26 protein-coding genes are annotated in these 26,704 nt (G+C 49.0%); 8 read left to right on the top strand and 18 right to left on the bottom strand.

Annotated features, from left to right (window positions below; all coding sequences use genetic code 11):
* Window positions 1-295: 295 nt before the first annotated feature.
* Together ppnN and cobB are read right to left on the bottom strand one after the other, a co-directional pair.
* Complete coding sequence (gene ppnN / locus Q4488_RS10600; RefSeq protein ID WP_303580438.1) at window positions 296-1,681, bottom strand: nucleotide 5'-monophosphate nucleosidase PpnN; 1,386 nt, start codon at window positions 1,679-1,681, stop codon at window positions 296-298.
* A gap of 180 nt (window positions 1,682-1,861) precedes the next feature.
* On the bottom strand, window positions 1,862-2,581 hold the full coding sequence (gene cobB / locus Q4488_RS10595) for a Sir2 family NAD+-dependent deacetylase (protein ID WP_303580437.1): 720 nt from the start codon (window positions 2,579-2,581) through the stop codon (window positions 1,862-1,864).
* Window positions 2,582-2,715: 134 nt separating this feature from the next.
* Here cobB and Q4488_RS10590 point away from each other — a divergent pair, with 134 nt between their 5' ends.
* The 3 genes from Q4488_RS10590 to Q4488_RS10580 all read left to right on the top strand — a co-directional run bounded on the left by Q4488_RS10590 (window position 2,716) and on the right by Q4488_RS10580 (window position 6,984).
* A complete protein-coding gene (locus tag Q4488_RS10590; protein WP_303580436.1) occupies window positions 2,716-4,101 on the top strand; it encodes a PhoH family protein in 1,386 nt (461 codons plus the stop codon).
* A gap of 260 nt (window positions 4,102-4,361) precedes the next feature.
* Entirely contained in the window at window positions 4,362-4,631 is a 270-nt protein-coding gene (yidD, locus tag Q4488_RS10585; RefSeq protein WP_303580468.1) for a membrane protein insertion efficiency factor YidD, read from the top strand.
* A 151-nt stretch (window positions 4,632-4,782) separates the two neighbouring features.
* The gene (locus Q4488_RS10580) at window positions 4,783-6,984 is read left to right on the top strand and encodes a sodium:solute symporter family protein (protein WP_303580435.1); all 2,202 of its coding nucleotides are present in this window, start codon (window positions 4,783-4,785) and stop codon (window positions 6,982-6,984) included.
* A gap of 261 nt (window positions 6,985-7,245) precedes the next feature.
* On the opposite strand, the gene Q4488_RS10575 is transcribed toward Q4488_RS10580, so the two are convergent.
* Window positions 7,246-8,055, bottom strand: coding sequence for a mechanosensitive ion channel family protein (locus Q4488_RS10575; RefSeq protein WP_303580434.1), 810 nt, complete (start codon window positions 8,053-8,055; stop codon window positions 7,246-7,248).
* A gap of 313 nt (window positions 8,056-8,368) precedes the next feature.
* Between Q4488_RS10575 and Q4488_RS10570 the strand changes: the two genes are divergently transcribed.
* Window positions 8,369-10,114, top strand: a complete 1,746-nt coding sequence (locus tag Q4488_RS10570; protein ID WP_303580467.1) for a DEAD/DEAH box helicase — start codon at window positions 8,369-8,371, stop codon at window positions 10,112-10,114.
* A gap of 25 nt (window positions 10,115-10,139) precedes the next feature.
* On the opposite strand, the gene Q4488_RS10565 is transcribed toward Q4488_RS10570, so the two are convergent.
* Complete coding sequence (locus Q4488_RS10565; RefSeq protein ID WP_303580433.1) at window positions 10,140-10,355, bottom strand: type II toxin-antitoxin system prevent-host-death family antitoxin; 216 nt, start codon at window positions 10,353-10,355, stop codon at window positions 10,140-10,142.
* Window positions 10,356-10,447: 92 nt separating this feature from the next.
* Here Q4488_RS10565 and Q4488_RS10560 point away from each other — a divergent pair, with 92 nt between their 5' ends.
* Entirely contained in the window at window positions 10,448-10,651 is a 204-nt protein-coding gene (locus Q4488_RS10560; RefSeq protein WP_303580432.1) for a type II toxin-antitoxin system YoeB family toxin, read from the top strand.
* A gap of 394 nt (window positions 10,652-11,045) precedes the next feature.
* On the opposite strand, the gene Q4488_RS10555 is transcribed toward Q4488_RS10560, so the two are convergent.
* The 12 genes from Q4488_RS10555 to Q4488_RS10500 all read right to left on the bottom strand — a co-directional run bounded on the left by Q4488_RS10555 (window position 11,046) and on the right by Q4488_RS10500 (window position 21,435).
* Window positions 11,046-11,447 (bottom strand): SMI1/KNR4 family protein, encoded by a 402-nt coding sequence (locus Q4488_RS10555; protein ID WP_303580431.1) that lies wholly within the window; start codon window positions 11,445-11,447, stop codon window positions 11,046-11,048.
* Between the two features lie 53 nt (window positions 11,448-11,500).
* The gene (locus tag Q4488_RS10550) at window positions 11,501-11,974 is read right to left on the bottom strand and encodes a peroxiredoxin (protein WP_303580430.1); all 474 of its coding nucleotides are present in this window, start codon (window positions 11,972-11,974) and stop codon (window positions 11,501-11,503) included.
* Between the two features lie 258 nt (window positions 11,975-12,232).
* Window positions 12,233-12,469 (bottom strand): hypothetical protein, encoded by a 237-nt coding sequence (locus Q4488_RS10545; protein ID WP_303580429.1) that lies wholly within the window; start codon window positions 12,467-12,469, stop codon window positions 12,233-12,235.
* Window positions 12,470-13,119: 650 nt separating this feature from the next.
* Entirely contained in the window at window positions 13,120-14,166 is a 1,047-nt protein-coding gene (gene hypE, locus Q4488_RS10540; protein ID WP_303580428.1) for a hydrogenase expression/formation protein HypE, read from the bottom strand.
* Window positions 14,167-14,283: 117 nt separating this feature from the next.
* Complete coding sequence (gene hypD / locus Q4488_RS10535) at window positions 14,284-15,429, bottom strand: hydrogenase formation protein HypD (RefSeq protein WP_303580427.1); 1,146 nt, start codon at window positions 15,427-15,429, stop codon at window positions 14,284-14,286.
* Window positions 15,430-15,437: 8 nt separating this feature from the next.
* A complete protein-coding gene (locus Q4488_RS10530) occupies window positions 15,438-15,680 on the bottom strand; it encodes a HypC/HybG/HupF family hydrogenase formation chaperone (protein ID WP_303580426.1) in 243 nt (80 codons plus the stop codon).
* Window positions 15,671-17,986, bottom strand: a complete 2,316-nt coding sequence (gene hypF / locus Q4488_RS10525; protein WP_303580466.1) for a carbamoyltransferase HypF — start codon at window positions 17,984-17,986, stop codon at window positions 15,671-15,673. Before hypF ends, Q4488_RS10530 begins: the two co-directional genes overlap by 10 nt.
* 428 nt (window positions 17,987-18,414) lie before the next feature.
* The gene (locus tag Q4488_RS10520) at window positions 18,415-18,741 is read right to left on the bottom strand and encodes an AzlD domain-containing protein (RefSeq protein WP_303580425.1); all 327 of its coding nucleotides are present in this window, start codon (window positions 18,739-18,741) and stop codon (window positions 18,415-18,417) included.
* Window positions 18,734-19,489: an AzlC family ABC transporter permease gene (locus Q4488_RS10515; RefSeq protein ID WP_303580424.1), complete on the bottom strand. Its 756-nt coding sequence runs from the start codon at window positions 19,487-19,489 to the stop codon at window positions 18,734-18,736. The genes Q4488_RS10520 and Q4488_RS10515 overlap by 8 nt, the downstream gene beginning before the upstream one ends.
* Window positions 19,486-20,451, bottom strand: a complete 966-nt coding sequence (locus Q4488_RS10510) for a bifunctional helix-turn-helix transcriptional regulator/GNAT family N-acetyltransferase (protein ID WP_303580423.1) — start codon at window positions 20,449-20,451, stop codon at window positions 19,486-19,488. Before Q4488_RS10510 ends, Q4488_RS10515 begins: the two co-directional genes overlap by 4 nt.
* 171 nt (window positions 20,452-20,622) lie before the next feature.
* A complete protein-coding gene (locus tag Q4488_RS10505; RefSeq protein WP_303580422.1) occupies window positions 20,623-20,745 on the bottom strand; it encodes a hypothetical protein in 123 nt (40 codons plus the stop codon).
* Window positions 20,746-21,198: 453 nt separating this feature from the next.
* Window positions 21,199-21,435, bottom strand: a complete 237-nt coding sequence (locus tag Q4488_RS10500; protein WP_303580421.1) for a hypothetical protein — start codon at window positions 21,433-21,435, stop codon at window positions 21,199-21,201.
* A gap of 78 nt (window positions 21,436-21,513) precedes the next feature.
* Between Q4488_RS10500 and Q4488_RS10495 the strand changes: the two genes are divergently transcribed.
* Window positions 21,514-22,488: a ChaN family lipoprotein gene (locus Q4488_RS10495; RefSeq protein ID WP_303580420.1), complete on the top strand. Its 975-nt coding sequence runs from the start codon at window positions 21,514-21,516 to the stop codon at window positions 22,486-22,488.
* Between the two features lie 3 nt (window positions 22,489-22,491).
* Here Q4488_RS10495 and Q4488_RS10490 read toward each other — a convergent pair whose 3' ends face one another.
* Window positions 22,492-22,773: a peptidylprolyl isomerase gene (locus Q4488_RS10490; RefSeq protein ID WP_303580419.1), complete on the bottom strand. Its 282-nt coding sequence runs from the start codon at window positions 22,771-22,773 to the stop codon at window positions 22,492-22,494.
* Between the two features lie 131 nt (window positions 22,774-22,904).
* Here Q4488_RS10490 and Q4488_RS10485 point away from each other — a divergent pair, with 131 nt between their 5' ends.
* Both Q4488_RS10485 and Q4488_RS10480 read left to right on the top strand, forming a co-directional pair.
* Window positions 22,905-23,807 (top strand): LysR family transcriptional regulator, encoded by a 903-nt coding sequence (locus Q4488_RS10485; RefSeq protein WP_303580418.1) that lies wholly within the window; start codon window positions 22,905-22,907, stop codon window positions 23,805-23,807.
* Between the two features lie 136 nt (window positions 23,808-23,943).
* On the top strand, window positions 23,944-24,540 hold the full coding sequence (locus tag Q4488_RS10480; protein ID WP_303580417.1) for a LysE family translocator: 597 nt from the start codon (window positions 23,944-23,946) through the stop codon (window positions 24,538-24,540).
* A 13-nt stretch (window positions 24,541-24,553) separates the two neighbouring features.
* Here Q4488_RS10480 and Q4488_RS10475 read toward each other — a convergent pair whose 3' ends face one another.
* Complete coding sequence (locus Q4488_RS10475; RefSeq protein WP_303580416.1) at window positions 24,554-26,665, bottom strand: NosR/NirI family protein; 2,112 nt, start codon at window positions 26,663-26,665, stop codon at window positions 24,554-24,556.
* Window positions 26,666-26,704: the final 39 nt, after the last annotated feature.

Here is a 26,704-nt window from a genome sequence, read left to right as displayed (position 1 = left end):
CTATTGAGCCACTGACGCGACGCTTTCATACTTAGCGGCGGTAACGCTGATGATCGGTTATACGCTAACAACGCTTGATAACAATGCTTGATAACAATGCTTAATAACAACGTTGTATAACCGCGTTACAACGCTTAACCACTCGGCCAACGAGTGATCCTCGATGAATCGGTTATTCTGTTTCAGGATGCCCGCAGCAAGCCATTTATCGCGCTGATAGCGCATCGACAACAAACCATAAAAAAGCCTGCAACGCGTCGCTACAGGCTTTTTTCTCCATCGTCATGTCATCGCGTTAAATCGTTTGCGCTTCAACCAATCGATAGCAGGGACGATATTCTTCGTAATCAATTTTCATCCGTCGCTGCTGAACAAAAGAGGCCAACAGTCGATCTAGCTCGCTCACCAGTTCCGCTTCACCACTCAGTTCAAACGGACCAAACTCTTCAATTGCACGGATACCGGGGGCTTTAACATTACCCGCTACAATCCCCGATAACGCCTTGCGTAGCGTTGCTGCTAACAAATAATCCGGCTGATCTCGACTGAGATCCAGCGCTGACATGTTCTCATGGGTAGGTTCAAACGGCTGCTGCAACTCGGATGGAATATACAGTTGCCAGTTAAAATGAAACGATTCGCCGGTCGCTTTACGATACGCGGTGACTCGTTCAAGCCCCGCTTTCATCTTCACCGCGACATCATAAGGATCATCGACAATAATGTCATACAGCCCCGCGGCCCGATCACCCAAGGTGGCCCGAATAAACTTATCGACAGTCTCGAAATAAGCCTCACTGCCCGCAGGCCCAGTGAATATCAGCGGCAACGGACAAGCGCTATTACGTGTATGCAGCAGAATACCGAGCATATACAAAATCTCTTCGGCGGTACCGGCTCCCCCAGGAAAAACGATAATACCGTGACCAAGACGCACAAAGGCTTCTAGGCGCTTTTCAATGTCCGGCATGATAATCAATTCATTCACAATCGGATTTGGAGATTCGGCAGCAATGATACCCGGTTCAGAAATACCGACATAACGTGCATCGCTAATACGCTGTTTCGCATGCCCAATGGTGGCGCCTTTCATCGGCCCTTTCATCGCGCCTGGGCCACACCCCGTACAGACACTCATGCCACGCAACCCAAGTTCATAACCCACCTGCTTGGTGTAGATGTACTCGGTTCTATTGATCGAGTGTCCGCCCCAACAAACCACTAAATGCGGTTTGACATGGGGTTCAAGTGCTTTCGCGTGACGCAGAATGTGGAACACCATGTTAGTGATCTGACCACCTTCCTCTAAACCATCACAACATTGAGAGGCAAACTCATCACCCACATAAAGCAGATCGCGCAACACGGCAAATAGATGTTCTCGTATCCCCTGAATTATCTCTCCATCGACAAAGGCGCTGGCGGGCGCATTAATCAACTCTAACTGAACGCCGCGATGCTTCTGACTTACTTTAATATCAAAATCTTTATGTTTTTCGAGTACCTGCTTGGTACTATCCAACTCACTACCACAATTGAGTACAGCGAGGGCACACTGCCGGAACAGCGGATATAAACCCGCCTCATTGCGATCCTGCAGTTTTGCAACCTCATAAGGTGAAAGTGTATCGAGGCTATCCAATGGCGTAATATTGGCCGTTACAAATTGCTCTGTCATCATAGTCTTGCCCTCTAAATAAACACCCCAGCGCAGAAAGTATTTCCGGCTGTCGATAGGGCTTAACAAATCCCTTGATATCGCTGTCCGATATCTCTCCCTGCTCCGTCTAAAATATATAACTCAGATTACAATATAGTTAATAATCAAGTATAGCTCCAGTAACTTGTTGATAAGAAACAATTAACTATTGATCAAACTTTCAACAAAGCGAGGTACCTCGCGGCTAGCAGGGCCATAAATATGACGATCGAAGGCGGATTGAATCGTCGACGGCTCTAGGTTAATTTCGACAGTTTCAGCCCCCACACTGTTGGCTATTTCGACCAAACCGGCCGCCGGATAAACATGCCCCGAAGTGCCAATCGAGATAAACAGATCGCAACTTTCGAGGGCCTCATAGATCGCCTCCATCTGCATTGGTCGTTCACCAAACCAAACGATATTAGGTCTTAGCGTACCGCGTTGATCGCAGCAATCACAAGCATCATCGATAGTGACCACACCATGATGCGAGAACACCTGTGCAGACGCAGTACACCTTAGGCTTAACAATTCACCGTGCATATGAATCAGGTTTTGACTGCCCGCCCGCTCATGCAGATTATCTATATTTTGCGTCACCAACAGTAGCTCGGCGGATGGCTGTGCGGCTATCGACTGTTCCAATCGGGCAAGCGCCTGATGCGCTGCATTGGGCTGAATATCAGGCGACATCAGTTGCGCTCGGCGTTGATTATAAAACCGATGGACTTGCTGCGGATTTTGCGCAAATGCCTCTGGCGTTGCGACATCTTCAATCCGATGATCTTCCCATAATCCATCCGCCGCGCGAAAGGTTCTAATCCCCGATTCAGCCGATATGCCCGCCCCCGTGAGAATGACTATTTTCTGATACTGCACAGACCGACTCCATAAAATAATGCTAAATCATGGCTTTAATCCTACGCCAACTTCTGCTTAACTAACTAGGCAGACCGAATTTTTTTTAGCGGTAACTGCGCCAATATCTGAGTCGGCTCGAGAAGGAAACCCGTATGAGTGCTGATAAACTCTATATCCTCGATACCAATGTTTTATTGCATGATCCGAACTGCCTGTACGAATTTAAAGAGCAGGATGTCGCCATTCCAATGACCGTCCTGGAAGAACTCGATAACATAAAGGACCGTAAACAAAGCGTGGCACAGGAAGCGCGCCACGTAATTAGAGCCATCGATAATATCCTCAGTGCAGCCACCCCATCACAAATTCTCAAAGGTGTACAAATTCTTGTTCCCGGCACCGAAGATAACACCAAGCTGGGCAAACTCAGCATATTCCCCGATCATGAACTAACCACCCGTCAGGGCTTTCTCCCGGATAATACCAATAACGACAATCATATTATTAACTGTGCACTGCACCTACAGGGCAGTGATCCTCATCGTGAAATTGTGCTGGTCACCAAAGATATTAATATGCGTCTCAAGGCGCTCGGTGCAGGCTTACAAAAAGTTGAGGATTATCGTAAAGATCAGTTGGTATCTGATTTAGATTTGCTGCCCTCGGGACACTTTCATATTGAGGGTAACTTCTGGGAAAACGTCGATAAAGTTAAAAGCTATCAAGACGGCGCCAACACTTACCATAAAGTTAACCCCGATCTGCTACCCAACGCTTATCCCTGTCAGTATATCTACGACGATTCGAAAGATTTTGCCGCCCGTGTCGTTTCAGTCAATCACGAAGAAATCGTATTGTTAGATCTTGGCTACGATAAATTAATGCAGCAAGAATGCTGGGGTATTCACCCCATCAATATTTTTCAGGCATTCGCTATGCAATCGATACAAGATCCTGATATCGATCTGTGCTTACTCAATGGCGCGGCCGGTTCGGGTAAAACCCTGATTGCGCTAGCCTGTGCACTCGAGATGGTGATAGAACAGGGGCGCTTTAATAAAATTATCGTAACCCGCTCAACCCCACCAGTAGCGGAAGATATCGGTTTTCTACCCGGTACTGAAGAGGAGAAAATGACTCCTTGGCTAAGCTCTATCCACGATAATCTAGAAGCGATGCATGAAGGGGATGAACGCCCTCAAAGCAGCGTTAAATATGCGATTGAGAAGGCTAACATTCAGTTCAAATCACTCAACTTTTTGCGAGGTCGTAGCATTCAAAACGCGGTGGTTCTCATTGATGAAGCGCAAAACCTGACACCACAACAGCTCAAAACCATCCTAACCCGCTGCGGTAAGGACAGTAAAATGATCTGCTTAGGTAATCTAGCGCAGATTGATTCCAACTATCTAACCGCCTTAACCTCCGGTTTGACCTATGTTGTCGAACGATTCAAAGGCTTTGAAGGCGCCTCATCGGTACATTTAGAGGGTATTTTCCGCTCTAGATTGGCCGAATACGCCGAAGAACACCTCTAACTCAAACGCCGTATTATTCTTCACAAGCCGTTACCTTGTAACGGCTTGTCTGACTATTACGTCAGCTCAACATTCATGCATTCACTCGAAACACGTGTCTGAGGACAATTTTTTCGAGACTATTTAGTTCGTGATTATTTGTTCAAGACTACTGACCCGAGACTCAATTGCCCGAGACTATTTGCTAAAACGCTGAGGCAGTGTTACCTCTATGCGAGTTTTACTTGTATCCCGAGGGTTCGCGGCGCTACACTGCGATGATGATTTTACGCCGCTACTTTATCTTTCTCATTCGAGCCTATCAATATCTGGTCAGCCCATTTCTCGGACCAAATTGTCGGTTCTATCCTACCTGTTCGGCCTATACGGTTGAAGCAATTGAAACCCATGGTATTTTTAAAGGTTGCTGGCTAGGCCTCAAGCGCATAGGAAAGTGTCATCCGGGTCATCCCGGTGGCTATGATCCCGTGCCACCGGCATGCTGCAGCGTCAAACCACCGCCCGATGATCACGCGTCTGGAGCACCATAGCGTCAACGCCGTGATCTTTGCATTGACCTTATCTGAGCAACTTATCTGCATTGAGCTTATTTTCATTGACCTTAGCCGCGAAGCCAGCTATAGCTTAACTATCTGATTTATAAATACTGTTTTAAAATATTTATGCATATAAAGGATATAGATGTTTAGCTCACTGACCGTTATTCTCATTGTCACTTTATATATGGCGGTACTGTTCGCGATCGCCCAGATGGTAGAGCGACGTATTAGTCATCGAGGCGAAGGCTTTAAAGGCCCTTGGATCTATGCCCTTTCGCTGGCGGTTTACCATACTTCTTGGACCTTTTATGGCAGTGTCGGCTTTGCCGCCAGTGCTGGGTTGCAATATCTCGGCGTCTATCTCGGTGCCATGCTCGGGATTGCCTGCTGGTGGATCATTCTAAAACGGATGGTGCATGCAAAAGAGACCTTTCATATCACCAGTATCGCCGACTTCATTTCAACCCGATATAACCGTTCTGAAGCGATTGCCGCGTTAGTCACCGTGATGGCGCTGTTCGGCATTCTTCCCTATATCGCCTTACAATTAAAAGCGCTGACCGGCTCATTTCAATTAATCACAGAACAACAGAGTTCGGCGGTGAACGGGGATATATCCGGTCTACTGATCACCCTCTTCATGATTGCATTCACGATTATGTTCGGTATGCGTAGGCTCGACCCAACAGAACGTCATCAAGGCATGATGACCGCCCTAGCGGTCGAATGCCTCGTTAAGCTAGTCGCCTTTATCGCGGTCGGCTGTTTTGTCAGTTTCAGCCTATTTAATGGCTTCGATGATATTACCGAACAGCTATTCGAGCAGGGATTCGAACGTGTCATTCAGGTAAGCGGCACCGCAGATTCTGGCGTGATGTGGCTAACGCTGATTGTTCTTAGCTTTGCCGCTATTCAAAATTTACCACGGATGTTTCATGTGGCCGTCGTGGAAAATGCCGATATCAAACATATCAAAACAGCGATCTGGGTGTTGCCGCTGTATATGATTTTGATCAACCTATTTGTCGTCCCTATTGCCGCAGGGGGTCTACTCATGGGCTTACCAGAAGCCTCGGCTGACTTTTATGTTTTGCTGCTGCCACAGCTAGCGAATAATAATATTTTGACGATGTTAGCCTTTATTGGTGGTTTTTCGGCCGCTACCGGTATGATCATCATTACCACCATGACACTCTCGACCATGGCAGCTAACCATCTGCTGGTGCCAATCATCGAAAGAGTCGCCATATGTCGATGTATTAAGCCCTATTTGTTACAGCTACGCTGGTTATTGGCAGGAGTAATTCTCTTAAGCAGTTATGGGTTTTCGATAGAGTTCAGTGATGCTTATATCCTCGTCGCCATCGGGTTGATCTCGTTTGTCGCCGTATTACAATTTTCACCCGCCCTTCTCGGCGGTCTTTTCTGGCGCCGAGGCAACAGCGCAGGTGCATTTGCAGGCTTATTAGCGGGTTTTTTAATGTGGGTTTATACCTTACTCATTCCGGCTTTTATCGAACACGGCTGGCTAGATAGTCGTATTCTGCAAGAAGGTCTACTGGGATTGTCAGTGTTACGTCCCGAAGCGCTATTTGGCCTCGAACATCTCGGCTCTATTCCGCACAGTGTGGTTTGGACGCTGCTGGTCAATATCAGCTTTTATATTCTGGGCTCTCTCCTCTATTCGCCACATAAAGTTGAGCGTAGCCTATCGACTGAATTTCTCAGTGCAATGCATCCGGTCCCTTTCCGACAAGCCCGTCCGACCGGCTTAGACCGCTATATACCCCTCAGTGATAAACTCAATGAAGCGCAAACCTTACTAGAGGGCTATTTAAGCAGTGAAAAAGCCAAAGCCGCGCTGACTCAAATGACAGAAGATCTACAAGTCAGTCGAAAAAGTCATATTGCCATAATTGAATTGCTCGAATTTCACCGTATGCTAGAACACACCCTTGCTGGCTCTATTGGCTCTGCCAGTGCCCATAAAGCGGTGGAAAGCAATATTCGCTATAATGAGCGGGAATCGGCGGATCTTAAAGCGCTATACAAACACCTCGTGACCGAACTCAATCAACACCCCGAAGATGCACAACAGACACATGCAACCGGGATGCAAAACTACGGTTTGATCAACAGCTTGCAAAACAAAGTGAAAAAATACGAACACATTATCGGGCTACAAGATAAGCGAATAGCCGGCCTCACGAGCAAACTTGAAGCCCGTGATAAGGACATCTTTCGTTATCGTTTGGAAACACAGAAAGTGCGTCTGGAAAACGAAACGCTAAAACGAGAGGTCGATGTGGCTCTGAATATTGATCCACCCAGCGATACGACCTAGATACAATCTAGAGACAACCTAGCAAGCCTAAGGAAGGTGCGAATAAGTCAATGACGCCTCTGGCTTACAGAGAAGCTGGAGATCAAGGCAACCGTTACAGGCATACTGGTTGTACGTCGAAAAATGTTAACGCTGAGATCCTGCTTCTCTGAAAGCCTCGAAGGGAGGACATAACGGGATTATTCGCACCTTCCCTAACCACTAAAAAAAACAGCCGCATAAGCGACTGTTTTGTGTGAGTTATCGAGACGACTAAACGAGTTAATCGTTCTCGTGCTTGTACTGATGCACATCCATTTGTGGGAAAGGAATAGAGATACCTTCCTCATCAAAGCGTAACTTAACGCTTTCGGTTGTATCAAACTTAACGCCCCAGAAATCACCCGATTTAACCCAAGGACGCACAACAAAGTTGACACTACTATCGGCTAATTCAGATACCGCGATCACCGGTGCAGGTTCTTTCAAGACACGTTCATCACTGGTTACGATTTCTTCGAGAAGCGCTTTGGCTTTCTTCAAATCATCGCCATAACCGATACCAAACACCATATCGACACGACGCGTATCACGCGCAGAGTAGTTGGTAATAACACCGCTATAGATATTACCGTTAGGCACGATCACTTCTTTGTTGTCTCCCGTGCGCATAATGGTATTGAAGATACTAATATGTTCTACAACACCCGCAACACTCGCCGCTTCAACAAAGTCGCCCTCTTTAAATGGACGGAAGATAATCAGCATCACACCCGCCGCAAAATTTTGCAACGAACCTTGTAAAGCCAGACCAACGGCCAAACCGGCAGCACCGACCAAGGCAATCATTGAGGTTGTATCAACCCCTAACTGATCTAATGAGGCAACCACTACCACCAGCAATAATAAAACATTGGCAATCGCGGTAATAAAGTTAACCAGAATATCTTCCATTTTCCCCTTACGGAGAATTTTACCCAACAGAGATACTAAGAACTTCGCAACCATCCGACCAAGAATAAAGATAGCCGCAGCCATCGCTATATTGATCACCCAAGGGATGACGTATACATCGACAAAAGATAGATCCATTTCCATTTCCTCTTCTTAAAATAAGCAGTGCTATCAGAACATGTATTTCACAATAGACGCATAAAGCCAATCTACTCAATACAACGCTGAGCGGCCTATGTTATACAGTTAAAATATCTCATAGTCTGTATAAAAAAGCTCGTTTAAAGCCATTATTAACACGCTACAATAGTCGCATGACTCACTCCCTTAACATAGCCACACATGGTACGGTATCGCTCGATGATTATCCTGTCATGACCGCTTTAACTTACTTGCCAGCAAGCCCGTTTCAATCGCGCCTTTTGGCTGCATTGACAATCAGAGCGATATGATGCCTAGCCAATTTCAACTGCGTGACTATCAACGTGATGCCGTAGAGGCAACCCTAAACCACTTTCGTAAAACGGATGATTCAGCCGTCATCGTGTTACCCACCGGTGCGGGTAAAAGCTTGGTGATTGCTGAACTCGCGCGCTTAGCTCGCCGTAAAATTCTAGTGCTGGCCCATGTCAAAGAGTTGGTGGAACAGAATCACCAAAAATATTTGAGTTATGGCCTGCAGGGCGGCCTCTATTCTGCTGGTCTTAAGCAAAAGCAGGAACATTTTCAAGTCACCTTTGCCAGTGTTCAATCAGTGGTACGTAACCTACAAGCGTTTGCCTGCGAGCATTCGCTGGTGATCATCGATGAGTGTCATCGCGTTAGCGATGCTGAAAACAGTCAGTATCAACAGATATTCACTCAACTCAGAACCTTCAATCCGCAACTCAAACTCCTCGGTTTAACCGCGACGCCCTACCGCATGGGGATGGGATGGATCTATCGCTACCACTATCGCGGCTTCTGTCGCAGCAGTGAAGCACGGCCTTTCGAACACTGCATCTACGAACTCCCCCTGCAATACATGATTAAACGCGGCTTTCTCACACCACCACAGATGGTGGATGCGCCGATTGCACAGTATGATTTCTCGGCCCTCAATGCCAATCGATTCGGCGGCTATGCGGAAGCAGAGGTGAATCAATTATTAGTCAGTCATCCCCGCGTCACGCAAGCTATTTGCCAACAGATCGAAAGCCTCGCCGCTGAACGTCAAGGGGTGATGGTGTTTGCGGCAACGGTACGTCATGCCGAAGAGGTCTGTCGCTACCTGCCTCTAAACGAAACAGCCCTGATTACCGGCGCCACTGACAATGCCGAACGCGATCAGCGCATTAATCAGTTTAAGCAGAAACAGCTAAAATACCTCGTTAACGTCGCCGTACTCACCACCGGGTTTGATGCGCCTCATGTCGACTTCATCGCCATTCTCAGGCCCACGCAATCAGTCTCGCTGTTCCAACAGATTGTCGGTCGAGGGCTACGGCTCGCCGAGGGTAAAGAGAACTGCCTGATAATGGATTACGCCGGTAACGGCTTTAATTTATTTGCCCCCGAAGTCGGTCGGGCCAAGCCAGACAGTAGCAGCGTACCGGTGCAAGTGTTCTGCCCTGCGTGCGAGTTCGCTAATATTTTCTGGGGTAAAACCGATGACGACGGTCATATCATCGAACATTTTGGTCGTCGCTGTCAGGGCACACTGACAAAGGCAAATGGCAGCCTGAGCCAATGCGATTATCGCTTTCGCTTTAAAGAGTGCCCGCAATGCAACGCTGAAAATGATATTGCCGCTCGCCACTGTCACCAATGTGGTCATGCCATTATTGATCCCGATGATCAGCTTAAAGCCGCCCTTAAACTCAAAGATGCTCGCGTGATTCGCTGCGCCGGTATCTCCCTGACCGATGCCAAGGGAAAATTAAAGATCATCTATCACGATGAGCAGGGAGAAGAGCTGAGTGAATGGTTTGATCTACAAAACCCTGGGCAGCGTAAACGTTTTAACGATCTGTTTGGCCGCCGTTTTGATCAAAGCTTAACCCCGCGACAGTTTAGTTCGACCGATGAAATACTCGCCGTTGCGTCGCGATTTAGCGCACCGGATTTTGTCGTCGCCCGCAAAGCCGGGCAATTTTGGCGCGTCCAAGAGCGCATTTTTGATTATCAAGGGAATTACCGTAAAGCCAATCAACTCTAAGCTGTACGTAAAGCTTTGCGACAGCCTAAGATGTTCGACCTTCACGGATCGCCTGCTCGCCTTTCGCGATACCTTCTAAGCTTTTCATCCGATCGACCATTAACTCGTAATCAGCTACGTCAAGCCAATAGGCTGATGGCTGACCCTGCTCAGTTATAAGAATAGGTTCTTTTGACTCATGCCGCTCAGCAAGCAGCTTCATTGCTTGTCGCTGTAGCGTCGTGACGACTTCGGTGCTCATAGTAATACCTTAGATCAAAATGTATCACGATAATATTACTCCGCTTCAGGTAAAACTAACGCCGTAATTACCTGCCGAAACGTAGTTGGTTTGTGCTACATAAAGCACAAACAAAGCGATGCAGTGGAGGGCATAGAGATGACCCAGACAAAAGCATGGGTAAACCTGAACAGTTAAGGCATAACCTCTCTGACTTTTGGTCAAAGCGGATTTCTCAGAAAGACCGATTAATTTATAATTTTGACGATAACTCAATGTATATTTTTGCAATCGGCGGTCACTACGAAGATTATTGATTCACTGGAATCCTAACGCTTATTGCCAAGTGTGTTATACGATGCGTGCGATATGAGGAACTCGATAATTTTTATTCCGCTGTTGTGGCTAAGGAAGGTGCGAATAAGTCAATTACGCCTCTGGCTTTCGCGTATCTGGCCATTCTAATGTCCGCAGAGAACATAACGGACTTATTCGCACCTTCCCTCAAGCTCGACCAACGATAATGACCGAGTAACTCAACCATACCTGCCCGAGCCGGATTCAACTCAATGTACCTCATTACCGTCAGGATGCAGTAAAGGGCTTTGCCCCCTTTAACTAAAATATAAATACCCTGACACACCTGACACAATAACAGTCTAAAAAAAACGGCTCACCGAGCCGTTTTCAAAGATCTTGCCAATGCTAAGCTTAACTCACTAACCAGACTTCTCTCGCCCATTCCCAAACGGTGGTCCATTCCTCAATCTCACCACTTTCTGGCGTCCAGTAAACCACGGCCCCCTCAATGGTTACGGCGTAGAAACCACCGTCATGAGCGCAGATTGGCGTGTGTTCACGGGATAAACCAATCGACCAAGCGTAAGCAGCCACTTCCGGCAGATGCGTATGGGAGGATGGATCGGCCACCGTCACCGGTTCAATAGAGCCACAGATAACATCACTGACCGTCAATAAAAACTCTTTGAAATCCGGATAAAGCGGCACACAGATCTCTTCTTCTGCGGCGACGACATCATCGAAATCCGGTAGATCCAAAGGGGTCACAACGTCAATATTCGCGTCGCGCAGTGCATCAATTACATCTTGCATATCGTCCCCATAAACCTCTTAACCATTCTTGCTGAAAAACTATCCGAACCGTTTTAAAGCAGCTCAAGTATCGCTTCGGCGCTACTGACTTCAAATGTTTTAGGCTCCTCAACATTGAGGGCCGTCACAACGCCATCTTCGATAATCATCGCATAACGACGCGAGCGCACGCCACCAAAGGAACCGCTATCCATTTCCAGTCCTAGCGCCTTGGTTAACTCAGCGCCGCCATCAGCGACCATGGTGATCTGTTCCGCATTTTGCGATTCAGCCCAGGCTTTCATCACAAACGCATCGTTCACAGAAAGGCAGGCGATAAGATCAACGCCTTTACTGAGAATCTCATCCGCTTTGACAATGTAACCCGGCAGATGTGAGGCAGAACACGTAGGCGTAAAAGCCCCCGGTAATGCAAACAACACCACTTTCTTACCCGCCAAAAGCTGCTCAGTACTCACCGCCGCCGTTTCACCCGCGAAGATAGTGCTAACACTGATAGCCGGAATTTTATCGCCTACTTGAATCATAACTATTACCTATTGAGCTGTTATTAAGTGCTAAGTAACACCGATACTGCATAAAAGCAGATCATCCAGTATTTCATGCGATAAAGAAAGCATAAACAGAGCGAAACAGCGCGCTATTGGCAACCTCTCGAACGATTGCGACAAAACCAACAAATTTATCACCTAGCCATCCGCTCAACCGGCTCTCGGCGATGAAAGCTATCGCCGAACGGAGCTCGCCGGCTAATGAAATAGATCACCTCCGGCGATCGAACAATATTAAGGTTGAGTCGCTTGTTCCAGCCTCGCCGCTCTATTTGCCGCCTCTTGCTGAACGTAACGATTGATATCATCGGCAAACGGTTTAAGCTCACTCGGATGCGTCGGTATTGTCGGTATATCCGAGGTTAATTCGGTTGATTCGACCGGCTTCTGCGGTATTTTCTGCGGCGCCATCTGCTGCATGCTCAGTAAGCCAACCACCAATACCACAATCATCAATATGATCAGTCTCATAACCCCTCCTATGGTCGTGAAACAACCCTATGTCTCTACAACAATCTCTCTACAACAATGTCTTTACCAATAATGTATCTATCAACAATATACCGATAATACTGCATCTTTTAACCATAGCAGAAGACGCCTTTAACGAGACCGTCAACGCAGCATCACGGTGCTTAACGATTTCCCCCATACCCTCATATCCTAGCCCCTCATCATCCTCAGCCCCCATATCAGCCAAAACACTGAGACTTTTCAGGGGAGCGGCAGGCAAGGCTTAGCGAGCGACGCGTAGGGTTCTTACACGAGCGAGCGTCAACGCAGCATCACGGTACTTAACGATTTCCCCCATACCCTCATATCCTAGCCCCTCATCATCCTCACCCCCATATCAGCCAAAACACTGAGGCTTTTCAGGGGAGCAGCAGGCAAGGCTTAGCGAGCGACGTGTAGGGTTCTTACACAAGTGAGCGTCAACGCAGCATCACAGTACTTAACGATTTCCCCCATACCCTCATATCCTAGCCCCTCATCATTCTCACCCCCATATCAGCCAAAACACTGAGGCTTTTCAGGGGAGCGGCAGGCAAGGCTTAGCGAGCGACGTGTAGGCTTCTTACACGAGCGAGCGTAAACGCAGCATGGCGTTTCTCTGGAAAGCCTCAGCAAATACGAGGCAGTGGTTCGGCCGCCACCCAATCCACCATACGCCTGCCACCAAACACCGTTTCCATCTGCACAAATTTAAGGGGATCGGCGGTCACCTCTCCGATAATCGCGGCCTCTTGGCCTTGTGGATGTTGTCGCATGATAGCAAGCAATTGTGCGGCCTTGTCCGCAGGACAGAAGGCCACCAGCTTGCCTTCGTTGGCAACATAAAGAGGATCGAGCCCCAGAAATTCACAGGCAGCACTCACCTGTGGCTTGATCGGAATAGTCGCTTCTTTAATCGAGATACCTACCTGACTGCTTTGCGCGATTTCATTTAGAGTGGCGGCCAACCCTCCCCGCGTGGGGTCTCGCATACAGTTGATTTCGGGCACCTCGGTGACCATTGCGGCGACTAGCTCATGCAGCGCTTGGCTATCGGATTCGATCGTGGTTTCAAAGCTTAGCCCTTCACGCAGGGACATGATGGCCACTCCATGATCGCCTAGGCTACCCGATAGGAGAATTTTATCTCCGGGTTGCACTCGGTTAGCCGACAGGTTTAACCCCTGTGGCACCACGCCGATACCGGTGGTGTTGATAAAGCAGCCATCGCCTTTGCCCCGCTCCACCACTTTGGTATCTCCGGTGACAATGGCAACACCGGCGGCTTCTGCCGCTTGCGCCATGGCAATGACAATACGTTGTAAATCTGCCAGTGGAAATCCCTCTTCTAAGATAAAGCCAGCGGAGAGAAATTTCGGCACGGCTCCCGACATCGCCACATCATTCACGGTGCCATGCACCGACAGAGCACCAATGTCGCCTCCGGGGAAAAATAGCGGCGAGATGACATGACTATCGGTGGCCATCACCACCTGCCCCGCTGGCAGCGTAAAGCACGCTTGATCATTCATCTGAGCTAACCACGGATTAGAAAAAGCCGCTAAGAATAGTTCATCAATCAACTGCGCCATCGCTTTGCCTCCTCCCCCGTGAGCCATCTCGACTCGGCCATGCTGCAGATCTAATGCATGACTATATTCGCTTGGTTTGGTCATAATAGGTAAACCCTTTATTGCTAGGCGGCCGATGCTCTAACCTCGATACAGGATTAGATTAGCGCTTATTAATAGCGCTTATGATTAGTGCTTATTAATAGCGCTTATGATTAGTGCTTATTCGACACTCGTTGTTTCGATGAGCGATACCTGATGACGGCCATAACTATAATAAGCCGCACACGCCCCTTCACTGGATACCATACAGGGGCCTAGTGGGTTTTCAGGGGTACAGGCTTCACCGAAAAGTGTGCAATCGCGCGGCGATTTCACGCCGTGTAGAATCGCGCCACACTCACACGCGGCATTTTCAGCCGAGCTGCGATATTCAACAGAAAAGCGGATCTGCGCATCAAATTGGGAAAAAGCTGATCGGATTTTCAGCGCACTGTGCGGCACCCAACCCAAACCACGCCATTCAAACGTATCGCATACCTCAAAGACCTCATCAACCACCCGTATTGCGCGTTCATTGCCTTGCCGAGTGACGGCGCGTGAAAACTCATTCTCAACCTCCGCGCGACCGTCGTTCAACTGTCGTATCAGCATCAGAATCGACTGCAGGAGATCCAATGGCTCAAAGCCAGCAATCACAATCGGCTTATTGTAATCCCTAGCAAAGCGTTCATAGGGTTGACTCCCAATCACCGTGCTGACATGGGCTGGGCCGACAAAACCATCGATCGATAAGCCTAATTCGTCCGCATCTGGTGAATCAAGGATACTGCTGATCGCCGCAGGCGTGAGCACATGATTACAAAACACCGTGAAGTTTGTCAGCCCCAATTGTTGCGCTTGACGAATGACTAACGCAGTGGGAGGCGTGGTGGTTTCGAAGCCAATCGCAAAGAACACTACTTCTCGCTCGGGGTTATCCTGCGCCAACGCTAAGGCATCCATACAGGAATACACCATGCGTACATCGGCTCCCTCAGCCCGAGCCTTTAGCAAACTGCGTTTACGTGAACCGGGCACCCGCATCATATCGCCGTAAGAACAGAGAATAACATCATGCCTCAGCGCCAACTCGATGGCGATATCTAAGCGACTGATCGGCAGGACACAAACCGGACACCCCGGGCCATGAATCATCTTGACATTATCCGGCAGCAAATCAGGAATGCCATAACGAAAAATCGCGTGAGTATGCCCGCCACAGAATTCCATCAGATGATAGTCTCGCGTAGGGCGCGCTTCCTGACGAATCCGTGCGGCAATCTCTCGGGCTAATGTGCCATCGCGATACTCTGCAACATATTTCATGACGCCACCTATTGATTATCACGCATGGCGGCATCCAACTCGCCCAGTTCGGCAAACAACGCGAGGGTTTTAGCCGCCTCTTCTGGATCGATTTTATTCAATGCATAACCGACATGCAGGATCACATAATCCCCTACCGTCAGGTCGGCAATCAGCGCAACATTGATCGCTTTACGCACACCACCGATATCCGCCATGGCGGTATCCGCATCGATAATCTCAACCACCTGTACGGGTATTGCTAAACACATTGGAATAACCCCTTTGCCACTCGTTGTTCATTATTATTTGAATTCGCCAATAGCTGCGCAATCTGCGCTTGCCCCAGACTGATACCCGCATCATTGCAAGGCAGTAATTTAGCACTATAGACCGTTAAACCCGCCTGCTGTAGCTGTTCGGTCAAACCCTGTCGTAATAACTGATTAAGAAAGCAACCTCCCGCCAACACCACCGGCAGCCGAGTCTCAGGCTGATGCCGTATCATCCAATGTGTTAAGCCATCAATCAACTGTCGGTGAAATAGCGCCGCGCCCCAGCCCGCATCCTGCGCATCGGCTAATGTAGCTAACAAGCGCAGCAATAGTGGCTCACCGGCAGCCGTAAAATCGATCAGCGGTGGCAGCTCTGGCCACGGATGGTTTTGTAAATAACGGTAAGCGCGGGCTTCGAGCTGCATCGCCGCATCGGCTTCAAAGCTGTTGTCATGACAGATACCCAACAATGAGGCGACTGCATCAAATAATCGACCGGCGCTGCTGGTTAGTGGGCAGTTAAACTGTCGCTGCAACATCTGTGTGACCGTAACGGCCGCAGGCTGATGAAAACGCTGCGTGATCTCCTCGGTGCGTTGCAGTTGATACAAAACAGCCGCAGCCGAACGCCACGGCTCACTTGCAGCCCGATCACCACCAGGTAAGTGTTGCTCGGGGAGGTGACCTAAACGGGTGTATTGATGGCCATCGATGCGCAGCAACTCGCCGCCCCACAACTGATGATCGACGCCCAAGCCAAAGCCATCAAGAGCCAACCCCAGCACCGGTTCGCATACCCGATGTTCGGCCATCACTGCGGCAAGATGAGCATGATGATGCTGCACCGTGAATAATGGAATACCTTGCTGCTGCGCGTATTGCCGAGCAAAACGGCTACTGTAAAAATCAGGATGCAGATCACACACCACTTGCTGCGGTGTTATCTCGAGCAGTTGCATTAAGTGCTGAGCTAACGTCGCTAACGCCTGACAACAATCGGGATTATCGAGATCACCAATATACTGAGATACATAGGCTCGATCGCCTTGCGTGATACAGAGGGTATTTTTGAAGAATGCGCCTACGGCGAGAGTCGATGGGCCGCTTTGCGGTAAACGTATCACTTGCGGTGCCAGCCCTCGCCCGCGACGAATCAGCGGCATATCATCGCTCAAGCCATGCACCACAGAATCATCACAGCGAGTATGAATATTCCGGTTATGCAGCACAAAGCCATCAGCGATGCCCTGTAATTCAACCATTGCCTGCTGATTATCGGTGATCAACGGATTGCCTCGGCGATTAGCGCTCGTCATGATCAACAGTGGAGGCTGCGCCTGTGTTAACCACGCTTGCCCTTGCGGTTCAGCGCATAAACGATGCAATAACAAATAGTGTATCGGCGTATGCGGTAACATCACTCCGCACCAGGCTAATCCCGGCGCGATGCCCGCTGACAACTTAGAGGTCGCGGGACAGAGTACAATCGGCGCATCCTGAGCCTGCAAGCGCTGCTCGCGTGCCTCATTCAACTGCACAATAGCAGCCAGCGATGGTGGGTTTAACCCTAGCACCGCAAACGGCTTGACCGGCCGACTCTTGCGTTGCCGGAGACGTTCGATAGCGGCGGGATTACGAGCATCACACAACAGATGAAATCCACCGATGCCTTTCACCGCCACAATCAAGCCTTGCTCAATCAAGCGTGCCGCCGCACTTAGCGGATCATCCGCTTGCAACTGACCCGAGGCATCGGCAAAGCTCAATTGCGGCCCACACTGCGCACACGCATTCGGTTGCGCATGAAAACGGCGATCATTGGGGCTGCAATATTCCGCTTCACAAGCGTCACAGAGGCGAAAATCGGCCATGGTGGTCGATTGTCGATCATAGGGTAGCGCGCGAATAATGCTGTAACGAGGCCCGCAATGGGTACAGTTAATAAAGGGGTAGTGATAACGTCGATTGGTTATATCAAACAGTTCATGCAGACAATCACGGCAAACGGCCGCATCGGGGGTTGCCCCTACCGTTAAGACCCCTTGCTGTGTCTGAGAAATGGAAAAATCGGTATACCCCTGCGGCGTTACAGCCTCACTCTTCAGTTGTTCTATCAGCGCCATCGGCGGTGCTTCAAGCGCGAGTAAGCGTTGAAACTGCATCAACTGACGGGCCTCACCCTCAAGCCAAATATCCACGCCGTAGGCCGAGTTAGCCACCGTGCCTGCCAACTCAAGTCGGCGAGCAAGGTTATACACAAAGGGACGAAAACCGACCCCTTGCACCTGCCCACTGACACGAATATTGCTGGCTGTAATTGTGATAATCCACCCCTGCTGTCATCCTGATAACGCTAACGATCAACTTACCGGTGTAAGTCATTATAGTGAATATAACCTATGCACCGCTGTCACGGGGAGGATGACTATAGAATTATGACGACGTTAGCGCCATCCGCTATGACGTTTTTCTCAAGCCTCACGTCTCACTTGTCTGAGTTTAATCGCGCCATGTGGGGCATTCATTCAATAGAAGCCTTTCAGTCACACGCTTTCAACAACCGTCTCAAGAGGGCTATCTTAAGAGCAGTCTTAAGAGCAGTCTTAAGAGCAGCCTTAAGAGCAGCCTTAAGGGTAGTCTCAAGATCACTATTTTAAGGGCCGCCCAAGGACAGTCTCAACGGCTCTCTCTTAAGGGGCGTCTCAATGGCTGTGTTAAAAGCAATCGTGCCTTACCATCCCAAACCAAAGCCAAAGCGTAACAACATAAAACAGAGCATCCCCAGCACAATGGTCGTGAGTAGGTCTTTGCGCCAAACAGCCACCCCCGCAGCGAAACCACCCGCGAGTAGCCAAGGATTATCAATGCTTAACCACAGCTCGTCACGAGGCAATAACACCGCGGGCACGATAATGGCGGTTAATACTGCCGGTGGCACAAAGCTCAACCCTGTGATCAACCAAGGCGGAAAGCGCACTTTACCCGCCACGGCAAACAACACATAGCGCACACTAAACGTGACCATAAACATACCGCCAATCAACAACACTTCAGTCATGGTTAGCCTCCGCGGCGGTGCTGCGTTTCTGTAACAGGTGAAATGATAAACCGGTTGCAATACCACACAAGGCCGCCACGATTAACCCCAGCTTATGAGGCATCCCCAACGTTGCCATCGCGATCACCCCAGAGACAATCACCGCGCCCCACATCGGTCTGCTTTTCAGATAGGGCACCACCATACCGATAAAAGTGACCGACATGGCAAAATCTAATCCCCAGTCGGTCATATCGGGAAAGAGTTCGCCTAAGGCAATCCCCAACCCAGTACACAACACCCAGTTGGAGTACATCGCTAACCAAGAGCCGAGATAAAACCAGTGTGCATAATCGGTATTTTGCTGCAACAGAAAGCGGTTACTCACGGCGGCGAAGGTTTCATCGGTTAAACCAAACGCAATCATTAACCGCCATCGATGTGGCAGGTGTGCCACCTTGGGCACTAAATTGGCGGCATAAAGAATATGCCGTAAATTAACCACAAAGGTCGTCGCAATGATGACGGGCACCGCAGCCCCCGCCGCCATCAAGCCAAGTGCGATAAATTGAGCGGAGCCGGCAAAGACAATCACCGACATCGCCAGCGCACCCCAGGCCGATAAGCCACTCGGGCCCGCCAGCGTGCCGAAAATAATCCCAAACGGGATAGCCCCCACAATCAACGGCAGGGTTGCCTTAGCGCCCGCCAACATCTCTCGTCGTTTGATTAAACGCAGCTCATGACTAACCGCCGCACTGCTATTCATAAGCTCAGCCTCATATAGAGATCGGCCCTATCATAATACGATGCGCCATGTGGATGAGGCATGACCCGAAAGCCTAAATGTCGATACAACTGTAATGCCCTTTCAAGCTTACTCGAGGTTTCTAAAAATACCTCTAGCGCCCCTAACTCGCGGGCTTTGTCCAGAGCCGTCAACAATAGTCGACGGCCTACGCCCACGGTCTGCCAAGCTTCATCGACGCCCATTTTTGCAATTTCATATTGCCCATCGTCATGCCGTGCCAGCGCAACACAGCCAATGATGCGGTTATCTGCTTGATGACGGGCAAACCAGATATAGCCGCCTCGGGCAAGATAATAACCTTCCGGATTATCCAATGCCTGACGATCCCGTTGCGTTAATTCACCTTCGAAATAGCGCTCTAACCACGTCAAATTAAGCGCTTTAAATGCTTCACGAAAACGCTCATCCCAACCCTGAATCACCACCTGTTCGCTGTCGTGACGCCGTGCAAGTTGCTGTAACACCGGGGTATAAAATCCCTGATCGGTCAGTCGCTGCTCAAACTCCGATAGAGAGGCCAGTAGGGGATACTGTTGCGCCGCCATCAAACGATCAAGATGATCCTCAATCGCTTGCCACAGCGGCGTGATCTGCTCCCGTAGCGCTTCACTTTGCGTGGTTAATGCCAATAATTGACGCCGCTCATCTTCTGGATCTGCGGTTTTACTGAGCCAGCCCTCTTGTTGCATTTTACCGGCTATTTTGCTGATTGCCGGATGACTCACGCCCAGCTTTTCTGCTGCTTGTGTGACCGTCATTGCACCCTGTTGCTGTAACAGATTAAGCAGCGGAAAAAAGCTGGGATTCAGATCGATTCCTTGACTCTGATAGAGCTGGATAACATCCTGCACTAGCCTATCGGATAATCGCTTTAAGCGACTACCCAGCGATAGACTGCCAAAACTTTTCATGTAATCCATCTCACCTCACCCCTTCATGTGCGACATTGACAGTCAATAAAATAAGTTACGTAACTTGTTACGTAATATTACAATAAAAAAGGAGAATCCGGAAATTCTCCTCAACAACTGAATACACTCATCGACTGAAATCGATACCTTCTCGACTCAGCAAAATTCGCCTTGAGTCGATCAAAATAGCAACATAATAACCTGTACCAACATCGGTGAGATACCCACCACAAGACCGGCGACTACCATTAAGACGGTGGCTGTAATACCGAACATTTCAACATTTTGCTCTTGATGTTCCATGAGTCAATCTCCCGATTCAATTTTGTCTTACGTTGCTTAGTATTAAGCACAAACAAAGCCAATAAAATTAAACTTATATATTTCAATTATTTAATTATTAAAGATGATCGAAAGCCAATGTCATCCCACTCGACTTCGTCATGAGTGACAAGTCATTTTGACATTTTTGACAAGCCGCTATCTTGAGTGTCAGCACATCACCGATCTGCAAGCAGGTCAGTCATCACGATGAAGTCTCAGGCTTTTTGACGGCGAGTCAGGGCGATGAAAATATAGCAACGCGGCTTAAATCAGTGAGTGATTAGAGGGAAACAAGAAGTGAAGTATGCGGCATCGACTAACAGGGGTATAGCTACCTACTCTGATGAATAAGCAGCTATCAAATCAGCAGAAGCTAGCCAGCAACCGGCCGACCGTTAGCCGTAACGGCCATCAAAGCTTAAATCTACAGGCTCAAATGTGATGTTCTGCTATAAAATCATGCAATGAATCATAACTCCAATCACTGCCATCGGGGTGTTTATGGTCATGTTCATTAAGCTTTTCCATCATCTGCTTAACATTCTCACCCTTTTTACGTAGCCCCTGAACGAAATGTACCGCCTCTTCAACGCGTTGTTGAAGTTCAGCATCAACGCCGCTATCTGACTCACCTTTTTTACGAATGCTCACTTTAATATTTGATTTCATGCTATGTTTCTCCTTCACACTGTGCTTTTTTTCTAACGTTACCCCAGCACTAAGCAACTGAAAAGGGGACAGATCAAAATGTATCTAAAACAATGCATTAAAAACCCGATAATAACGCTTTTACTGATCAGTGCGGCTCTGTTAAGCAGCGCTTGTGGTTATCGGCAGCCGTCGGCCGAGGCTATGCAGCAATCCACCGTCACGGAGAGTCATCCACTCAACGGTAAAATCATAGCCGTTGCCACGGGGCTGCCGCTCAGTTATACCGAGTTACTGGGCCAATTAAAATCCCATCGTTTTATCTTGTTGGGCGAAAAGCATGATAACCCAGAGCATCACCTGCGCGAACTGCAACTCCTCAAGGATTTACAAAACGGTAGCGATACTCGCGTAGTACTCGAAATGCTGGATGATATACAGGCTAACAACATCAATCAGCTAACAGAAAACAGCAGCGACGAGGAGATTAAAACAACGCTCAACTGGCATGATCGCAGCTGGCCTTGGCAAGATTATGGTCCACTGATTAACGCCGCACTGAAAGATCACAATCAACTCAAGGCGGGTAATGTGAGTCAACCGATGATGCTGCAGATCTACCAAAATAAAGTGCCACCGCAAGTTCGATTATCAACCGTATCCGCGATACCGGCAACGATTAAGGCGACGATTCAACAACAGGTGTATGACAGTCATTGTCAGATGATCCCGCTAGATCAGATGGGACCGATGACTCAGATTCAACTCAGCCGAGATGCCAGTATGGCCTATGCATTAGAACATGAGCTTGGCGAAAATAGCCAAGCGATACTGATCGCTGGGGCATTTCATGTGCGTAAAGACAGCGGCGTACCCTTGCATCTACAACACCGAACCGCAGCCGCCAGCCTGTCTATTTTACTGGCAGAAACCGATACTGACTTAATCACGATTGAGGACGCGATAGCCCCCTATCTGGAGATGGCTGATTACATCTGGTTTACCAGCCAAGTAGCCGAGCAAGACTACTGTGCATCACTACAACAGCAGTCTCATCAGCAAAACGATAACTAGGTATTAGTCTTCGCGGCTGGTTACTTCTAACAGATGATAACCAAACTGAGTTTTAACTGGCCCCTGCACTTCACCCACAGGTGCCGAGAAAACGACCTTATCAAACTCGGGTACCATTTGCCCTGGACCAAAGCTACCTAGCTCGCCACCCTGTGCGCCTGATGGGCAGCTAGAGTGTTGCTTTGCAAGCTCAGCGAATTCAGTACCCGCTTCAATTTTTGCTTTAAGCTCTGCACACTGAGCTTCATTACTAACCAAAATATGTCGGGCCGATGCACGTGCCATAAAAAAATTCCTATCACTATATTAATTGTGCCGACAGGATGGCTTTTTTTATCAGTCTCTGCAACCCCAATGAGCCGCTACAACATCAGAAAGAAGATTGACGTTATAACAATGGCTGATATGCTTAACCGATGGAACTATCACGTATTAATCTTAATCTACTCATCTCGCTGTATTATCTGCTGCAACTCAAAAGCGTCACCGCGGCGGCCAACGCACAACACATAACGCAACCGGCGATGAGCCGCAATCTTAGCCAATTAAGAACGATATTTAACGATAAATTAATGGTGCGGGTGGGCAATACTATGCACCTAACCCCTCGAGGCGAGCAACTCTGGACGCAACTGCCCGATGCCCTCAATCAGCTTGAAAGTTTATTGATTCCTAGCCAATTTGAACCGGCCGGTTATCATGGCGAATTTAATATTGCCACCACCGACTTTATCACCCATGACCTGATGCCTCCGCTATTAGCAACATTACAACAGGACGCGCCGGGCATTAGCCTACATTTTCATCTGTGGCACCCTGGGATGATGGATGCATTACGTCAAGGACGTATTGATCTGGCCGCCTGTATTTTGGACACCGTACCCGATGATATCTACGGGAAACAACTCGGTAGCGATAGCTATAGCTGCTTAATCAATCGTCATCATCCTCTGATGGATCAGCCCATAACACTGAATGACTATAGCACTGCCGATCATATCGGTATCAGTGCTGGCGGCGATAAAATCAGAGCGGTGGATGAGGCACTCAGTCAGCTCAACCGTCAGCGACAGATGAAACTCACCGTGCCGTTTATTCACTCGGCGATGGCCATCACTCAGCAGGCCAATTACATCCTCACACTGCCCACGCATATCGCCAATCGACTCGGCCCAGAATACGATTTAATCACTCGACCACTGCCACCACAGATTAACATACCCAATAGCCAATACTATCTAATCTGGCATCAACGGCTGCAAGGAGATCCCGCACACCGCTACCTGCGCGAACGATTGTTCAGCAGCCTCAGCACTTAACCCGCCTAAAGAAAGAGAACGATAGAGCGCAGTCAAGGTCATAACAAAAACTGATAACCTACATCCATAATCGGCATTCGCCGTCACTCTTATCGAAGCATACAATCGCTGCCTTCACTAAGGGATGATCGATATCATGACTGAATGGTTAATTTTTGCCGGCATCATGCTGCTAGGTGCGATGCTTCCAGGCGCTAACACGGCAATTATTTTACGCAACACATTACAAGGCTCACTCAGCACCGGCTTTATCACGGCACTGGGATTAGCAACTGCACTGGCGATTCATGTGTTGCTATCCGTGATCGGGCTGGCCGCCCTGATTGAACAGACGCCGTTGCTATACAGCGCTATTCGCTGGCTAGGCAGCGCCTATTTGATCTATCTGGGTATCGTATATCTAGCCACCCGCGCCACGGATAAGGCTGCAGACGATCACGCTAGCAATCGTCACCCATTTATCGCGGGGATGATGGTGAGCCTGTTCAACCCTAAAATCTTAATTATGTTTGTCGCGATCTTTAGTCACGTTGTGGCGGAAGTCTCTAGCCTCTGGCTACAGCTACTTTACTGTGTCACACCGATGTTAGTGGAATTCTCTTGGCTCAGCATACTTATTCTGCTTCTCACCCGACCCGCCGTGCAGGCAACCCTGAAACGGGTGCAGACAGCGATCGAGCGAGTCATCGGCGGCGGCTTAATACTGCTAGGGATAAAACTGGGACTTAGCTAAGGAAGGTGAGGCACTAAACCTGCTGCACCACAATGCGGTTATCGGCCGTGGCTTTTTTCCGCCGTTTAGCTTGCGATAACTCAATAGCGCATTGATCCTCATTATTAAGAATCACAATGCACTCCATGCACTGTACGCATTCATTATAATCGATACTGCCATCTCGATTGATTGAATCGATTTCGCAGCGTACTCGGCATAACTGACAGGGGCTGCCGCATTCTGTGCGACGATGCAGCCAACGAAACAGGCTAAATTTACCCAATACCGCCAGCCCCGCCCCCAATGGGCAAAGGTAACGGCAAAAGAACTTATGAATCACCATCCCCACGCCCAGCAATAACAATGCATACACCACGAACGGCCAGCTGCGTACAAACACCAGTGTCACCGCGGTTTTAAAAGGCTCAAGCTCCGCGAGACGCTCAGCCAGTGAAACCGAATAAAAGGCACTCGCGACTAACGCCACTAACAGTAGATACTTCAGTTTTTGCAACCGCTGATGCAGCTTAGCGGGGATCTTCACCTGCTTAAGCTTTAACCAACCACCCAGTTTAGAGGCCATTTCCTGCAACACCCCGAACGGACAGAGCCAGCCACAGAAGACCCCCCGTCCCCAGAGAAACAGGGAAATAAACACATAGGTCCATAAGACAAACAACACCGGATCGAGCAAAAACACCTCGATATCAAAGCCTTTTATCAGTTGCAGCAGCAAGGTATAAATATTCACCACCGAGAGCTGCCCTTGCGCATAAAAACCGATAAAGAATAGCGTCAACAACATCACGCTCCAACGTACGCGATGCAACAAACGTCGCTGCGATGATAACCGATGCTGCCAAATAAACGCCGCGCTCACCACCAGCAAAATGAGTACTAGCCCGCTAATCTGTAGCCAACGATCCAGCCATAACCGCTGCCATAAGGGTAACGGTTTAACATCAGTAACCGCCTGTATATCAAACAGCTCGGCGGGGAGTTGATAACTATCGCTCAACTCGCCCTGATCACGAATCAGGTGATTACGGGCTAAATCTAAGTTCAGTGTCAGCGTCATCGGTTGCGACGGATCGAAACCAGATTGCGCCTTGATTCTGAAGACCCCCTGCTGCATTAAGGGTGGCGCATCCGCAGGTAATTGAGGCGCACTATTATCAAAAAAGTCTAGCCCACGAATATCCACCGGCAGGCCATTTTGCGACATGCCTAAGCGACTAGGTACGGTACCGCGGCGAAATGCTGGTTCGAGAAAGCCATAGTCGCCTGTCGCCACCACTAATAACGCATGTTCTCCCGGACGTAACGCCTGTTTAAGGCGCGCATAATCTTGCTCGCCCAACAGGTTTTTACCGGTCACTGGGGTGTTTAGGTAAGCATAAAAATACTCGCCAAGGGGCGCTGATTGCTCCAATGCGTGCTGTAGCTCGGCATCGGCATAATCCTGTAGGTCGAGCGGAAACTGTGTTTGCATGTCCGCTTGTGAGACGGTCCAACGGCGTACCAAGCCACTCTCCAGCAACGCTTGCCAATCATAAGGCTGATACACATCCTCCCGCACCCTCACCGAGGGTGGCCGAGTAAACCCCTCCAGATAAGCACGCGCCACCTGCAGCGCCGCCGATAGCACCGTATCATTCATCACCAAGACCGATACCGTGGCCTTGGTCACGCCATCAATATACACCGTGCTAGAGCCGGCTTGTTCTTGGCCACTGTGACGACTATCGACAATCACCCGCTTATCAACCGTAATACCTTCATATTGATTGAGAAACTCAATCATGGGGCGCTCACCCAAGCCATGCAGGAAGATCGGCTCGTGATGATTCAGCACCTTCAACTTCACCAATTGGCCCGCTGCATCTAAGCCGATCAATAGGTTAATACGTTCGCCGGAAAACCCAGGAAGGTCGGTTAAATCATTGGTTTCAAAAACATACCCGAGCAGTTGATCGAGCTGATAAACCGGTATCACATGTGGGTTTTGCAGCGCCCCCCCCACTCGGGTTAACTTTGGAAACAGCGCCTGAATATCCGCCTCGGCAATCTCGGCAGACGCGACGACACTCCATAGCATCCAATACAGGAAGGCGATCATTCTTAACAGCGGGATAAACGACATAAACAGACTCCGGCGGATAAGCATTAATAATCCAACCCT

It is taken from the genome of Amphritea sp. 1_MG-2023 (genome assembly GCF_030547545.1).
GTDB lineage: Bacteria > Pseudomonadota > Gammaproteobacteria > Pseudomonadales > Balneatricaceae > Amphritea.
The sequence above is the reverse complement of the archived record's forward strand: the minus strand, read 5'-3'. Positions and strand labels throughout refer to the sequence as shown.